The sequence below is a fragment of the Pseudomonas sp. S2_E01 genome, assembly GCF_054668365.1.
On the sequence record NZ_CP162762.1, the window covers coordinates 4,659,024 to 4,673,578 of the forward strand.

The 14,555-nt window shown below is 60.8% G+C and carries 14 protein-coding genes; 9 read left to right on the forward strand and 5 right to left on the reverse strand.

Going from position 1 to position 14,555, the window contains the following annotated elements:
• Nucleotides 1-9 precede the first annotated feature (9 nt).
• From AB4O36_RS21670 to AB4O36_RS21695, 6 genes are all read left to right on the forward strand, one after another.
• Complete coding sequence (locus AB4O36_RS21670; protein ID WP_460117904.1) at nucleotides 10-1,458, forward strand: alginate O-acetyltransferase; 1,449 nt, start codon at nucleotides 10-12, stop codon at nucleotides 1,456-1,458.
• 8 nt (nucleotides 1,459-1,466) lie between these two features.
• Complete coding sequence (locus AB4O36_RS21675; protein ID WP_460140241.1) at nucleotides 1,467-2,588, forward strand: mannuronate-specific alginate lyase; 1,122 nt, start codon at nucleotides 1,467-1,469, stop codon at nucleotides 2,586-2,588.
• A 206-nt stretch (nucleotides 2,589-2,794) separates the two neighbouring features.
• Nucleotides 2,795-4,360, forward strand: a complete 1,566-nt coding sequence (locus AB4O36_RS21680; protein WP_460140242.1) for an MBOAT family O-acyltransferase — start codon at nucleotides 2,795-2,797, stop codon at nucleotides 4,358-4,360.
• Nucleotides 4,361-4,371: 11 nt separating this feature from the next.
• Entirely contained in the window at nucleotides 4,372-5,547 is a 1,176-nt protein-coding gene (locus AB4O36_RS21685) for an alginate O-acetyltransferase (RefSeq protein WP_460117910.1), read from the forward strand.
• Between the two features lie 14 nt (nucleotides 5,548-5,561).
• Nucleotides 5,562-6,218 carry an alginate O-acetyltransferase AlgF gene (locus AB4O36_RS21690; protein ID WP_460117912.1) on the forward strand — a complete coding sequence of 219 codons (657 nt, stop codon included), beginning with the start codon at nucleotides 5,562-5,564 and terminating at the stop codon, nucleotides 6,216-6,218.
• A gap of 99 nt (nucleotides 6,219-6,317) precedes the next feature.
• On the forward strand, nucleotides 6,318-7,769 hold the full coding sequence (locus AB4O36_RS21695) for a mannose-1-phosphate guanylyltransferase/mannose-6-phosphate isomerase (RefSeq protein WP_460117914.1): 1,452 nt from the start codon (nucleotides 6,318-6,320) through the stop codon (nucleotides 7,767-7,769).
• A 156-nt stretch (nucleotides 7,770-7,925) separates the two neighbouring features.
• Here AB4O36_RS21695 and AB4O36_RS21700 read toward each other — a convergent pair whose 3' ends face one another.
• Both AB4O36_RS21700 and AB4O36_RS21705 read right to left on the reverse strand, forming a co-directional pair.
• Complete coding sequence (locus AB4O36_RS21700) at nucleotides 7,926-8,762, reverse strand: IS3 family transposase (protein WP_460142121.1); 837 nt, start codon at nucleotides 8,760-8,762, stop codon at nucleotides 7,926-7,928.
• A complete protein-coding gene (locus AB4O36_RS21705) occupies nucleotides 8,759-9,061 on the reverse strand; it encodes a transposase (RefSeq protein ID WP_014717988.1) in 303 nt (100 codons plus the stop codon). The genes AB4O36_RS21700 and AB4O36_RS21705 overlap by 4 nt, the downstream gene beginning before the upstream one ends.
• A 227-nt stretch (nucleotides 9,062-9,288) precedes the next feature.
• Between AB4O36_RS21705 and AB4O36_RS21710 the strand changes: the two genes are divergently transcribed.
• The 3 genes from AB4O36_RS21710 to AB4O36_RS21720 all read left to right on the forward strand — a co-directional run bounded on the left by AB4O36_RS21710 (nucleotide 9,289) and on the right by AB4O36_RS21720 (nucleotide 11,125).
• The gene (locus AB4O36_RS21710) at nucleotides 9,289-9,753 is read left to right on the forward strand and encodes a multidrug transporter (RefSeq protein ID WP_460117916.1); all 465 of its coding nucleotides are present in this window, start codon (nucleotides 9,289-9,291) and stop codon (nucleotides 9,751-9,753) included.
• A gap of 31 nt (nucleotides 9,754-9,784) precedes the next feature.
• Nucleotides 9,785-10,609 (forward strand): SDR family oxidoreductase, encoded by an 825-nt coding sequence (locus AB4O36_RS21715; RefSeq protein ID WP_460117918.1) that lies wholly within the window; start codon nucleotides 9,785-9,787, stop codon nucleotides 10,607-10,609.
• Between the two features lie 126 nt (nucleotides 10,610-10,735).
• Nucleotides 10,736-11,125: a DUF4440 domain-containing protein gene (locus AB4O36_RS21720; protein WP_460140243.1), complete on the forward strand. Its 390-nt coding sequence runs from the start codon at nucleotides 10,736-10,738 to the stop codon at nucleotides 11,123-11,125.
• Between the two features lie 3 nt (nucleotides 11,126-11,128).
• On the opposite strand, the gene AB4O36_RS21725 is transcribed toward AB4O36_RS21720, so the two are convergent.
• Genes AB4O36_RS21725 through AB4O36_RS21735 form a run of 3 tightly spaced genes read right to left on the reverse strand, consistent with a single transcriptional unit; the run spans nucleotide 11,129 to nucleotide 14,386 of the window.
• Nucleotides 11,129-11,980 carry an efflux RND transporter periplasmic adaptor subunit gene (locus AB4O36_RS21725; RefSeq protein WP_460117921.1) on the reverse strand — a complete coding sequence of 284 codons (852 nt, stop codon included), beginning with the start codon at nucleotides 11,978-11,980 and terminating at the stop codon, nucleotides 11,129-11,131.
• 23 nt (nucleotides 11,981-12,003) lie between these two features.
• Nucleotides 12,004-12,204: a DUF1656 domain-containing protein gene (locus AB4O36_RS21730; protein WP_460117923.1), complete on the reverse strand. Its 201-nt coding sequence runs from the start codon at nucleotides 12,202-12,204 to the stop codon at nucleotides 12,004-12,006.
• A complete protein-coding gene (locus AB4O36_RS21735; RefSeq protein ID WP_460117925.1) occupies nucleotides 12,194-14,386 on the reverse strand; it encodes an FUSC family protein in 2,193 nt (730 codons plus the stop codon). Before AB4O36_RS21735 ends, AB4O36_RS21730 begins: the two co-directional genes overlap by 11 nt.
• Nucleotides 14,387-14,555: the final 169 nt, after the last annotated feature.

Sequence of the window (14,555 nt, forward strand, 5' to 3'; positions counted from 1 at the left end):
GATAATTTTATGCACCCACACTTGATCAAATTACTCAGCCTGTCGGCCCTGACCGCCGGTATTCTCGCGGCCAGCGCCGGGGCGCGCGCGGACGAAGTCCAGGCTCCCACCTTTGAAGCCGAGCCGTGCTGCAACCTTTGCCCTCAAGCCCACGACGCGAAGAACTACACCACACGCTACCAGCAGAACTTCACCACGCTGGTACAGGCCCAGGGCGACTGGCTGTTCCGTACCCAGGAAGACTTGCGCACCGAATTCGACACCACCCCCGCCGGCTACAAACGCATGCAGCAACTGCACGATGCGTTCAAAAGCAAAGGTGTGGAACTGGTGGTGGTTTATCAGCCGACCCGTGGCCTGGTGAACCGCAACAAGCTCAACCCGCAGGAGAAGGCCAGCTACGATTTCGACAAGGCCCTGCGCAATTACAAGACCATGCTCGGCCGCTTTGCCGCCATGGGCTATGTGGTGCCAGACCTGTCGCCGCTGACCAACGAATCGCTGCCCGAGACCCTGCCCGCCCACGATTTCTACTTCCGTGGCGACCAGCACTGGACCCCATACGGCGCGCAGCGTACAGCGAAGATCGTCGCCGAGAAGGTCAAGCAGATCCCGGCCTTCGCCGACATTCCCAAGCGCGAATTCGAGACCCACAAGTCGGGTCGCATGGGCAAGACCGGAACATTGCACAACATGGCCGGTCAACTCTGTGGCACCAGCTACGCGATCCAGTACATGGATCAATTCACCACCGAGCCCAAGGGCGAAGCGGGCGACGGCGATCTGTTCGGCGACTCTGGCAATCCGCAGATCACCCTGGTCGGTACGTCCCACAGCGGCAAGAACTACAACTTCGCCGGGTTCCTCGAAGAGTCCATCGGCGCTGACATTCTCAACGTGGCGTTCCCCGGCGGCGGCCTGGAAGGTTCGATGCTGCAGTACCTGGGCAGCGAAGAATTCCAGAAGAACCCGCCGAAGATTCTCATCTGGGAATTCTCGCCGCTCTATCGCCTGGACCAGGAAACCATTTACCGCCAGATGATGGCGCTGCTGGATAACGGTTGCGAAGGCAAAGATGCACAGATGTCCGGCAGCACCACGCTCAAACCAGGCAAGAATGAACTGATGGTCAACAGCAAAAACCTGAACCTGCAAAACAGCAGCCACCAGGTCGACATCCGCTTCGCCGACACCTCGGTGAAAACCCTGCAAGCCACCCTCTGGTACATGAACGGGCGCCACGAGGACATCAAGATCGAAAAACCGGAAACGTCCGACACCGACGGTCGTTTCGCCTTCGAGTTGCGCACGGACGAAGACTGGGCCTCGCAGAATCTGCTGGCAGTCGAAGTCCAGGGCCCCGAAGCCGGTGCCGCACCCCAGAAGGTCGAAGCGAAAATCTGCAAACGCAACGTATTCCCGAGCGCCGAGCAACGCACCGCTCAAATCGGGCAATGAGGTCTGCCATGCACAACCGAACGTTGAAACAGTTACTCGCCCCATCCCTGCTGACGCTGGCGATGTTCGCCGGCGCCACTCAGGCCGCCGCACCACTGCGTCCGCCCCAGGGATACTTCGCGCCGATCGAGAAAGTCAAAACCGGCGACAGCAGCGAAGGCTGCGACGCGATGCCGACGCCTTACACCGGCTCGCTGCAATTTCGCAGCAAGTACGAGGGGTCGGACAAGGCCCGTTCGACCTTGAATGTCACATCGGAAAAAGCCTTTCGTGACAGCACCGCCGACATTACCAAGATCGAGCGCGGCACCAGCAAGCGCGTCATGCAGTTCATGCGCGACGGTCGTCCCGAACAGCTGGAATGCACGCTGAATTGGTTGACCGCCTGGGCCAAGGCCGACGCCTTGATGTCCAAGGACTTCAACCACACTGGCAAGTCCATGCGCAAATGGGCGCTGGGCAGTATGGCGTCCGCGTACCTGCGCCTGAAGTTCTCCGATTCGCATCCGCTGGCCAACCACCAGCAGGAATCGCAGCTGATCGAAGCCTGGTTCAACAAGATGGCCGACCAAGTCGTCAGCGACTGGGACAACCTGCCGCTGGAAAAAACCAACAACCACTCGTACTGGGCCGCCTGGTCGGTGATGGCGACCTCCGTCGCCACCAACCGCCGCGACCTGTTCGACTGGGCCGTCAAGGAATACAAGGTCGGCGTCAATCAGGTGGACGCCCAGGGCTTTTTGCCCAACGAACTCAAGCGCAATCAACGCGCCCTTGCCTACCACAACTATGCCCTGCCGCCGCTGGCGATGATCGCCAGTTTCGCCCAGGTCAACGGTGTGGACCTGCGCCAGGAAAACAACGGTGCGCTCAAACGCCTGGGTGATCGCGTACTGGCCGGGGTGAAAGATCCTGGGCAGTTCGAAGAGAAAAACGGCAAGGAACAGGACATGACCGACCTGAAGAAGGACATGAAATTCGCCTGGCTCGAACCGTTCTGCTCCCTCTACACCTGCACCCCGGACGTGCTGGAAAAGAAACACGAGATGCAACCGTTCAAGACCTTCCGCCTGGGGGGTGACCTGACCAAGGTTTATGACCCGGCGAATGACAAGGGCAAGGGATCTTGATTCGTCTCCTGTAGGAGCGGGCTTGCTCGCGATTGCGATCTGACATTCACCCTGAGTGTCGACTGATACACCGCGATCGCCAGCAAGCTGGCTCCTACAGGGGGTCAGTGTCGGGTTTTGGTTTTGTGAGTTACCCCCCGGTTTTCCATGGGGGGTTTGGGGGGGCCGTTGGCCCTTGACTGTTGGTTAAACACGGAGAGACCGGGATGGTATTTTCATCCAACGTGTTCCTGTTTTTGTTCCTGCCGATCTTTCTCGGCATGTACTACTTGAGCGGAATACGCTATCGCAACCTGCTGCTGCTGATCGCCAGCTATGTGTTCTATGCCTGGTGGCGCGTGGACTTCCTCGCGTTGTTCGCCGCCGTCACCCTGTGGAACTACTGGATTGGCCTGAAAGTCGGCGCCGCCGGTGTGCGCACCAAACCGGCCCAGCGTTGGCTGCTGCTCGGCGTGGCCGTCGACCTGTGCATCCTGGGTTACTTCAAATACGCCAACTTCGGCGTCGACAGCATCAATGCGCTGATGACCTCTGTGGGGCTGTCGCCGTTCATCCTTACCCATGTGCTGCTGCCGATCGGTATCTCGTTCTACATCTTCGAGTCCATCAGCTACATCATCGACGTTTACCGTGGCGACACCCCGGCCACGCGCAACCTGATCGACTTCGCGGCGTTCGTGGCGATCTTCCCGCACCTGATTGCCGGCCCGGTCCTGCGTTTTCGCGACCTCGCCGACCAGTTCAACAACCGCACGCACACCCTCGACAAATTCTCTGAGGGTTGCACGCGGTTCATGCAGGGTTTCATCAAGAAAGTCTTCATCGCCGACACCCTCGCGGTGGTTGCCGACCATTGCTTTGCCTTGCAAAACCCGACCACGGGCGACGCCTGGCTCGGCGCACTGGCCTATACCGCGCAGTTGTATTTCGACTTCTCCGGCTACAGCGACATGGCCATCGGCCTGGGCTTGATGATGGGTTTCCGCTTCATGGAAAACTTCAAGCAGCCCTACATCAGCCAGTCGATCACCGAGTTCTGGCGGCGCTGGCACATCAGCCTGTCCACCTGGCTGCGTGACTACCTGTACATCACGCTGGGCGGCAATCGCAAAGGCACACTGATGACCTATCGCAACCTGTTCCTGACCATGCTGCTCGGTGGTCTGTGGCACGGCGCGAACATCACCTACATCGTTTGGGGTGCCTGGCACGGCATGTGGCTGGCGATTGAAAAGGCCCTGGGCCTGAACACGTCGCCGCGCAGCCTCAACCCGATCCGCTGGGCGCTGACCTTCCTGCTGGTGGTAATGGGCTGGGTCATCTTCCGCGCCGAAAACCTGCACGTGGCCGGTCGCATGTACGGCGCCATGTTCAGCTTTGGTGAATGGTCGCTGTCGGAACTCAACCGCGCCAACCTCACCGGCCTGCAAGTGGCAACCCTGGTGGTGGCGTACATGACCCTGGCGTTCTTCGGCCTGCGCGACCTCTACAGCAACCAGCCGCCCGCCAAGACCAAACCCGCCGTCAACGTCGAGGCCAATGGCCCGGCTACCGCAACTCCGGGAATGATCAAGGCCGTACCGGGTGACAACCCGGCCAGCATCCATGAACCGGGCTACACCGTTGGCACTGAAGCCACCGTTCAACCGGCTTACTGGACCGCTGACTGGTCGCGCTACGTGATGCGTGCATTGGTGCTGCTGCTGTTCATCGCCTCGATTCTCAAACTCTCGGCGCAAAGCTTCTCGCCGTTCCTTTACTTCCAGTTCTGAGGGATCTGACCATGACCCGCTCATTACGTATCTTCTACATCGCCCTGTTCATGGTGACCCTGCTGGTCCTGGGCCTGTGGTCGGTGCGCAGCTTCTTCGGCTTCAGCACCAACGCCGACGCGACAGTGCTCAATGGCCGTTGGGCCAAGGCCGTCGAAACCCACTATGACGACGAATTCCCGATCAAGCGCCTGGGGACCAACCTCTGGGCAGCACTGGATTTCAAACTGTTCAACGAAGGTCGCCCGGGCGTGGTGCTCGGCCAAGACCAGTGGTTGTACAGCGATGAGGAGTTCAATCCGATCGTCAATGAAGAATTGAACCTGCAAAGCAACTACGCGCTGGTCGAAGGCGTGCGCCAGGAACTCAAGGCAAAGGGCGTGAAACTGGTGATGGCCATTGTGCCGGCCAAGACTCGCCTGTATCCGGAACATCTGGGTGAAGTGAAGCCTTCGAGCATTCACGCCAACCTGTATGAAGACTTCCACGCCCGTGTCGCCGCCAACAAGATCCTGGCCCCCGACCTGCTGATCCCGCTGCAAAAGGGCAAGCTCAACGGCCAGCAGGTGTTCCTGCGCACCGACACCCACTGGACGCCTGAAGGCGCGCAGATCGCCGCCGAGACCCTGGCCAAAACCATCGCGGAAAAAACCCCGCTCAGCGGCGAGCCGCAGCGTTTCGTAACCGAGCCTGCGCAAACCGTGACCCACAAGGGTGACCTGCGCCTGTTCCTGCCGCTGGACCCGCTGTTCGAAAACATGATGCCGGCGACCGAGCCCCTGCAAAAACGCAACACCGTGGCCGTAGGTGACCAGGCCAGCGGCGATGACGCCCTGTTCGCCAACACCGAGGTGCCGGTGGCGCTGATCGGGACCAGCTACAGCGCCAACCCGAACTGGAACTTCGTCGGCGCGCTGAAACAGGCATTGAACAGCGACGTGGTCAATTACGCCGAAGACGGCCATGGCCCGATCCTGCCGATGCTCAGCTATCTCAAAAGCGATGCTTTCAAGAACAGCCCGCCACAAGTGCTGATCTGGGAGTTTCCGGAACGTTATCTGCCCGTCAACAACGAAATCGGCGACGCCGACCCGCAGTGGGTTGCAGCGCTCAAAGAAGCCGGCGCTCGCCAACAAAACGTAGCTGTAAACACTAAATCCGAGACGCCCGATCGGGCGCAAAACTGAAAGAGAGGTTCACTATGACTTTCACTACTACTCCTCGTCGTCTCGCCAAGACCTTCGCTTTGGCCGCGACCTTCAGCGTGCTGTCAATGAACGCCTTCGCCGCTGGCGATTCGGCGCTCTACGGCCCGACCGCACCCAAAGGCTCGACCTTCGTACGCGTCTATAACGCCGCCAACACCGAAGTCAGCGCCACCGTCGGCAGCACCAGCCTGAGCGATGTCGCACCGCTGGCCAGCACCGACTTCAGCTTCATGCCGGGTGGTGACTACAGCGCCAAGGTCGGCAGCCAATCCCTGCCGGTGAAACTGGCGGGCGATCACTATTACACCCTGGTCAACAACGCCGGCGGCGCACCACAACTGATCGAAGAACCGCCGTTCAAGAACAAGCAGAAGTCCCTGGTTCGCGTGCAAAACCTCAGCGACAAGGCCCTGACCCTGAAAACCGCCGACGGCAAGACCGAAGTCGTGCCGGCCGTGGCTGCCAAGGGCCGTGGCGAGCGTGAAATCAACCCGGTCAAAGTCAGCCTGGCGCTGTACGATGGCGCAACGAAAGTCGGCGATGTGAAGCCAGTGGCACTGGAGCGCGGTGAAGCCGCCGTCCTGTACGTCACCGGCAATGGCAGCAGCCTGTCGCCAGTCTGGGTCAAGCGCCCGGTGTCTACGCGCTAACGCGCGAGCTAATAGCTACAAGCCTGTAGCTGCAAGCAAAGCGCTTTAACTTGCCGCTTGCAGCTCGTGGCTCCCTACTGATTTTTAAGGAGTAACAACATGATTCCGGTGATCTTGTCAGGTGGTAGCGGCTCACGTCTTTGGCCGCTTTCCCGTAAGCAGTTCCCTAAACAGTTCCTGGCCCTGACCGGCGAGCACACTCTGTTCCAGCAAACCCTGGAACGCCTGGTGTTCGAAGGCATGGATACCCCGATCGTGGTCTGCAACAAGGACCACCGATTCATCGTCAACGAGCAACTCGCTGCTCGTAAACTGGATACCCAGCGCATCCTGATGGAACCGTTCGGGCGCAATACCGCGCCAGCGGTCGCCCTGACCGCGATGATGCTGGTCAACGAAGGCCGTGATGATCTGATGCTGGTGCTGCCGGCCGACCACGTGCTGGAAGACCAAAAAGCGCTGCAACGCGCCCTGGCCCTGGCCACGGTCGCCGCCGAGAACGGCGAAATGGTGCTGTTCGGCGTGCCGGCGACCAAACCGGAAACCGGCTATGGCTACATCAAATCGGCCAATGATTCGTTGCTGCCCGAAGGTGTCAGCCGCGTGTCGCACTTCGTTGAAAAACCGGACGTCAAACGTGCCACCGAGTACGTGCAGTCCGGCGGCTACTTCTGGAACAGCGGCATGTTCCTGTTCCGCGCCAGCCGCTTCCTCGAAGAGCTGAAAAAGCATGATCCGGACATCTACGACAACTGCATGCTGACCCTTGAGCGCAGCGAGCAGGACGTCGATACCGTGATGATCGACGAAGCCACCTTCGCCTGCTGCCCGGACAACTCCATCGACTACTCGGTGATGGAAAAAACCCAGCGCGCCTGCGTCGTGCCGCTGACCGCCGGCTGGAGCGATGTCGGTTGCTGGTCGTCGTTGTGGGAAGTGAACGAGAAGGACGCCGACGGCAACGTTACCAAGGGCGACGTGGTGGTCCAGGACAGCAGGAACTGCATGATCCACGGCAACGGCAAACTGGTGTCGGTGATCGGCCTGGAAAACATCGTGGTCGTTGAAACCAAGGACGCCATGATGATTGCGCACAAGGACAAGGTCCAGGGCGTGAAACAGATGGTCAACACCCTCAACGAACAGGGCCGCAGCGAAACCCAGAACCACTGCGAAGTCTACCGTCCGTGGGGCTCCTACGACTCGGTGGACATGGGCGGCCGCTTCCAGGTCAAGCACATCTCGGTCAAGCCAGGCGCCTGCCTGTCGCTGCAGATGCACCACCACCGCGCCGAACACTGGATCGTCGTCAGCGGCACCGCCGAAGTGACGTGCGATGAAAACGTGTTCCTGCTCACCGAAAACCAGTCCACCTACATCCCGATTGCCTCGGTCCACCGCCTGCGCAACCCGGGCAAGATCCCGCTGGAAATCATCGAGGTGCAATCGGGCAGCTACCTGGGCGAAGACGATATCGAGCGGTTTGAAGACATCTACGGCCGGTCGACCCCGATCGAGCGCGGCGTTTCGGTGAAAACCATCGCGCAGTAAGCGTCAAGCAGAACGAGAAGCCCCTATCCAGCCCACTGCGTCCCCTATCCGCAGTGGGTTGGGTGGGGGCTTTTTTCTTTTGGATCTTTGTTGACTGTACTGGCCTCTTCGCGGGCAAGCTGAACTGGTCAAGTAATCTTGGACACTGATTACGGTTCACGCCGCCAATCTTTCCTTCACGACCGGCGACCTGTAGTCGTTATAGCTGTGAGGCCTGCTGATGTTGTAGCGCGAGACATAGCGCTGCACATCTGCCCGGGCCTCATGCTCCAGTTTGTAGCCCGTTTCAGGCACCCACTCGGACTTCAAACTACCAAAGAAACGCTCCATCGGGGCATTGTCCCAGCACTCGCCTTTACGGCTCATACTTTGCCTGAACCGATGTTTCACAAGCGCATTTCGGAATTTATGGCTGGTGTACTGGCAACCTTGATCAGAATGAAACAACACATCCTGGGGATGGCCGCGCAGCTCAACCGCCATGCGTAGCGCTTCGCAGGTCAGGTTGGCATCAGAAATCATCGAAAACGACCACCCTACGATCCTGCGAGCGTACAGATCCAAAACGGCGGCGAAGTACATCCACCGCTTGCCGACCTTGATGTATGTCACGTCGCCACACCACACCTGATTAACCGCCGTCACATCAAATTTTCGCTTGAGCACGTGCGGCGCCACCAAGGCCTCCACACCCGGCGACTTGTACTTATGGCGCCGGCGCTGACGACTAGCGATGCCAGCTTCGCGCATCAAACTGCGAGCCATATAACGCCCGATACGATGCCCTTTGGCTTGTAGCTCCTTGGACAAAGTACGTGCGCCGGCCGACTCTCTGGACGCCTTGTGGTGCCTGACCAACGCGGCTTTGAGCTTGTCCCGTTCAGGATTTGCTCTGCCTTGGCGCTGGCGCCAGGCGTAAAAGCTACTGCGGTTGCCCCCAAACGCCCGGCAACACTTTTTAACGCCGTACTGCTCGCCCAGCTCATCGATCAGCGTGAATGATCTTTGGCGTCCAAAAGCAGGAGAGCACTGGCCTTTTTTAGGATTTCGATATCCAGGTCTTTCTCTCTGAGCAGAGCTTTGAGTCTCTGGATTTCTCGTTGATCAGCGGTAATCGCCTTGGCCCCCACCGGAGTCGAGCCCAAGCGCTCTTTTTGCACTTGATCAACCCAACGGCGCAGGGCTGTGGGGCCGATATCCAGGCTGGCACAGACTTCGGTAACCGGCTGACCTTCATCCAACACCATGCTGGCAGCCTTGAGCTTGAACTCACTCGAATAGGATTTACGCATATCCAAACACCTCAGATTTGGGCGCTATCATAGCGCCCGATTGAAGTGTCCAAAATCATTAGGCCAGTTCAAGCCCGCTCCCACATTTTTTGACCGTGCACACCGAACCCTGTGGGAGCGGGCTTGCCCGCGAAGAGGCCAACACAGGCCCCGCAAAATCCAACCCCATCGCCAACCTCCCCCACGCTTAGGTACGATGCTCCCCTCTGCTCCCGAGGTTGCACGACATGTTCATTGGCGTCCTGCTGGTCATCACCTGGTTGATTCTATTGGTGCGTTACCCGGCCAAGGCTCTGCCCGTTTCGGTGGCAGCGGTGATTGGCCTGGGCCTGGTGGCGACCTGGGTCATCTGGCTGGACAATCGCGAGGTCAAGCAACTGGCGCGGCTCGAGTTGCGCATCAGCTACGCGCCGGATCAGTGCCCGGCGGATCGTCCGCTGCAACTGACGATGAACAATGGCAACGACGTGCCCCTGACCGAATTGCGTTGGCGCGTTGCCGCCTACGCCCCGGGCGATACGGTCAACCTGGCCGATAACCAATACACCGCACCCCGTTACCGGGGACCCGGCGAGTTGCAGGCCGGAGCGAACTGGGAAGACTGCCTGCCCATGCCACCGCTGCGCCCCGGCTATCGCCCGCAAACCCTGGAGTTTCGCGCCGAGCATTTGCAGGGTAGTTTCTCCGACTGACTTTTCCTTCTTCTTGCACAAGGACCGCGCCATGCCTATTGCGTTGATTACCGGTTGTTCCAGCGGCATTGGCCGCGCCCTGGCCGATGTGTTCAAGGCCGCAGGCTTCAAGGTCTGGGCCACCGCACGCAAGGCTGAAGATGTTGCCGCGCTGGCAGCGGCGGGTTTTAACGCCGTGCAATTGGACGTCAACGACGGCCCGGCGCTCGAGCAACTGGCCGAGCAGATCAACCAGCAGCATGGCGGCCTCGACGTACTGATCAACAACGCGGGGTACGGCGCCATGGGGCCGCTGCTGGACGGCGGCGTGGTGGCCATGCAGCGCCAGTTCGAAACCAATGTGTTTGCCATCGTCGGTGTGACTCGCGCGTTTTTTCCGGTGTTACGCCGTGCCAAGGGCTTGGTAGTGAACATCGGCAGCGTCTCGGGCGTGCTGGTCACACCGTTCGCCGGCGCCTATTGCGCCTCCAAGGCCGCAGTGCATGCCTTGAGCGATGCCTTGCGCATGGAACTGGCGCCCTTCGGCGTGCGGGTGATGGAAGTGCAGCCGGGAGCGATCGCGTCAAGCTTCGCCAAGAATGCCGGGGAGCAGGCCGAGCAGTTGATCAGCGAGCAATCACCGTGGTTCGCCTTGCGCGAAGGCATCCGCGCGCGGGCCAAGGCGTCCCAGGACAAACCGACCCCCGCCAGCGAGTTCGCCGCCGGAGTGCTCAAGGCGGTGCAACAGGGCAAGCCGCCGCGGCTGGTACGCCTGGGCAATGGCAGCCGTGCGTTGCCGCTGATGGCGGGGTTGCTGCCCAAGGGGTTGCTGGAGTCGGCGTTGATGAAGCGGTTTGGGTTGCGGGGGCAGCTCTAGACCAAGTTGACCCCATCGCGAGCAAGCTCGCTCCTACAGGGGAGCGGTGTTCACAAATCCCTGTAGGAGCGGGCTTGCCCGCGATGAGGCCCGAACAGCCACCCGATAAATTCCAGGTAAAAAAACATGACCGACTACACCGAGTACTTCGAAGAAGTGATCCAGGCCCACGTGCTCATCGAGCAATGGCTGGCCGAAGAACGCGACGCCTCCGAACTCGACCGCTTGCTCACCCGTTTCTCACCGCAGTTTTCCATGGTCTCGCCTCTGGGCCGGCAGCTGGACTTCGCCGCGCTGAGCGAGTTGTTCCTGCTGGCCGGCGGCAAGAAGCTCGGTTTTCGCATCGAGCTGAGCGAGTTGTGTGGCATTGCCCGGCACGACGGCGGCGCCACCGTCAGCTACCGCGAGCAGCAGACCGATGCCACCGGCCTGCATTCCGATCGCCGCTCGACGGTGGTGTTCGAGCGAGTGGAAGGCCGGATTCTCTGGCGGCACCTGCACGAGACGTTTTGCTGAGGCTTATTCGTTAACGATGACCGTGCAGGTAATCCCCGCCGCCAGCAGTACACCCTCCGGCACTTCATCGATGTGAATGCGCACCGGCACCCGTTGTGCCAGGCGCACCCAGTTGAAAGTCGGGTTCACATCCGCGATCAGCTCGCGGCTCTCGGGGTTGTCGCGGTCGTAGATGCCACGGGAAATGCTCTCTACATGCCCTTTCAACACTTCGCCGCTCATCAACTGCATGTCGGCTTTGTCGCCGACGCGTACGTGGGGCAGCTTGGTTTCTTCGAAGAAGCCGTAGACCCAGAACGAGTTCATGTCGACCACGGCCATTTTCGCTTCACCGATGCGCGCATAGTCGCCGCGATGGACGTTGAGGTTGGTGACGTAGCCGTCCACCGCCGCCCGCACTTCGGTGCGCTTGAGGTTCAGTTCCGCCGCTTCCAGTTGTGCCTGCGCATGCTGGTAGTCCGCCAGGGCCGAGTCGGCGATGTTGCTGGCGTCGTCGCGGTTTTCCCGGGAGATCACCAGGTTGTCCAGGTCGGCGCGGCGATGGGCGTTGACCTTGCGCATCTCCCAGGTGGCCTTGCGTGACGCCACCAGCGATTGCGCCTGTTTGACCGCGAGGCGGTAGTGTTCGGGGTCGATGCGCATCAGCAGATCGCCCTTCTTCACCAGTTGGTTGTCGCGCACCGGCACATCCACCACTTCGCCGGTGACGTCGGCGGCCACGTTGATGATGTCGGCACGCACCCGACCGTCGCGGGTCCAGGGCGTGTTCATGTAGTGCACCCACAGGGTCCGGCCGACCCAGAGCGCGAGCGCCAGGACCAACAGGGTGGCAAGCAGGCTGAAAAGCTTTTTCATCGGGGCCTTCTCAAGGTAGAGAGTCAACGGTAAACAGTCAGCGCCAACGCGCCGAACAGACAGGTAAACAGGCTCAGGCGCAGCAGCGCCGGGTGCCAGAAGAAGCGGTACAGGTCGAACCCGGACAGGAATCGGTCCAGCGCCCAGGCCAGCACGGCGGCAATCAGGAACATCAGCGTCATGGTCGGCATGTACACGCCGTGGAAGGCGATTTCACGAGGCATGGGCAGATCCTTCGGGCGAGGTTTTGGCGTAGGCGGCCAGCGGTGATTGCGGGTCGAGCAAGGAACTGCGGATGAAGTGCAGGTAGCTTTTGACCCGGCGCAGGGCCGAGGTGTCAAAGTGCGGCGCGAACGGCTCGTCGGTGGCCTGCACACGGCTGATGGCGTGGTCCACAGCGATCAGGCCGCGCTCCAGGTTGCTCGCGCTAGGTTGCAGGAACAGCCGCACCAGCGAGCGCCCCATCACGCGGATTGCCTGGCGCCACGGCTGGGATTCGGCGTAGGCCGGATGCACCGGCAGGATCGCCTGTTCCTTGCGCAACTCGATGATCGCGTGACCGACTTCCAGCACCACGAACATCCAGCGCAGCAATTCGCGCTGCACCTGGGGTTGGCCGGCGGCGAAACCGTAGGCCTGGTGCAGCAGGTCGCGGGTGCGACTTTCGAAGCTCGAGGCCAGGCCCTTGAGCTTGCCGCTGATCGCAAACACCACCTGCCCGCGCAGGTCCTGCTCCAGGCGACGCCACAGCCAGCGGCTGTTGGGCGGCATGATGATCGCCCCGGCGGCGGCACACACCAGCATGCCAAGCACCATGGCGATGTAATCGTTGATGAAGGTGTACGGGTTGTAGATCGTCAGGTTGTCCGGCACCGAGCCGGTGCTGAAGAAAATCAGCAGGCCCAGGCCGACACCGACGTACTGCGGCCGAGAGGTCAGGAACGAACCCAGCACGATCACCGGCGCCAGCATCACGCACAACAAGGGAAAACCATCGATCCACGGAAAAATGAAAAACATTTCGACGAAGCCGATCAATGCCCCGAGGAAGGTCCCGCAGGCCATCTGGAACGCCATGCGCTTGGGATTGGGTGTGGCGGCGGACAAACCCACTGTGGCTGCCGCGATCAGCGTCATGGTCGCCCCACTCGGCCAGGCCGTCGCCACCCAGTAACTGCCCAGCACCACCAGGATGAATGCCGCCCGAATGCCCGACGCCGCCGAGGCCATCCAATTGGTTTGCGGGGTAAAGGGTTCGTCCCACTGCTCGCGTTCGTGGTGGTGATCGGCCAGGGACGCGTGGGTCTGTGCGTAACCGTGCAGGTCATCGACGAAGCGATACAGCAGTTCATAGGCGGTGTGGAAGTCCAGTTGCTCGTCGTCGCTTGGCCCGGTCTCCTGGAATGTGGCCCTCAGGCTGCGCACCCGCGCTGGCAACGCTTCCTTGTAGGCGGCCATGGCCTGGACCAGACGCGCCGAATCCGGGCTGGTCAGGGCGCGACCACTGAAGCCGTCGAGCACTTCGGCAAGGTCCTGCAAGCCGGGTTTGATCGCGGCCACCACATGATCCGCCGCGCTGGCGCGCAAGCGTTCGAGCAACTGGTGCAAGGCGTTGAAGCGCGTGGTCAGGCCCATGAATTCGCTGTTCAGCCGGCTCAATCGACCGTTTCGTCGGCGCATGTGCGGGTCTTCGAACACGGTGACGCTTCGCAGCCCTTCCAGGCCTACCGCCTCGGCGCTGAAGCGCACGTTGCCTGCCTCGAACGCCTCGCGCGGGCTACGACCGCGCAACCCGTCGGTGACGAACAGGGCGAACACACCAAAGCGCTGGTACAAGGCGTTACGCATCGCCGCGCTGGCGGTCTGCGGCAGGATCGCGGCGCTCACCACGGTGGCGCAAAGAATGCCCAGGGAAATTTCCAGCACGCGCCAAACGGCGGCCATGAACGCACCGTCCGGATGGGCCAGCGCCGGCAAGCCGACCATCGCGGCGGTATAGCCGGCCAGCACGAAACCATAGGCGCGGAAGTTACGGTAGCGTGCGGCACCCGCCGAACAGATACCCACCCAGATCGCCAGCGAACCCAAAAACAGCTCGGTGTTCTGCGCGAACAACGCGATCAGCGCCACCATCACTGCCGAGCCGGTCAGGGTGCCGAGGAATCGGTAGAAGCTTTTGGCGAACACCTGGCCGCTCTGCGGCTGCATGACAATGAATACGGTGATCATCGCCGTGCGCGGCTGCGGCAGTTCCAGACGCATCGCCAGCCACAGGGTCAGGAATGCGGCAAGCAGCACCTTGAAGATATAGACCCAGGTCACGCCATCGCTGCGTGCCCAGTCGAAGAAACCGCGACGCCAGTCGAGGGAGTAGAGCCAGCGCAGCGGTGCGGGCAAGGGAGTCATGGATATTTTGCTCAAGGAAATTTAAATAAACCTGCACCTGTGGAGCTTCACATGTGGGAGCGGGCTTGCCCGCGATGACGGTTTAACAGTCGACATGGGTGTTGAATGCTATGACCTCATCGCGGGCAAGCCCGCTCCCACAGGGGGGCAGTCCCATAAAGGGCCAGTT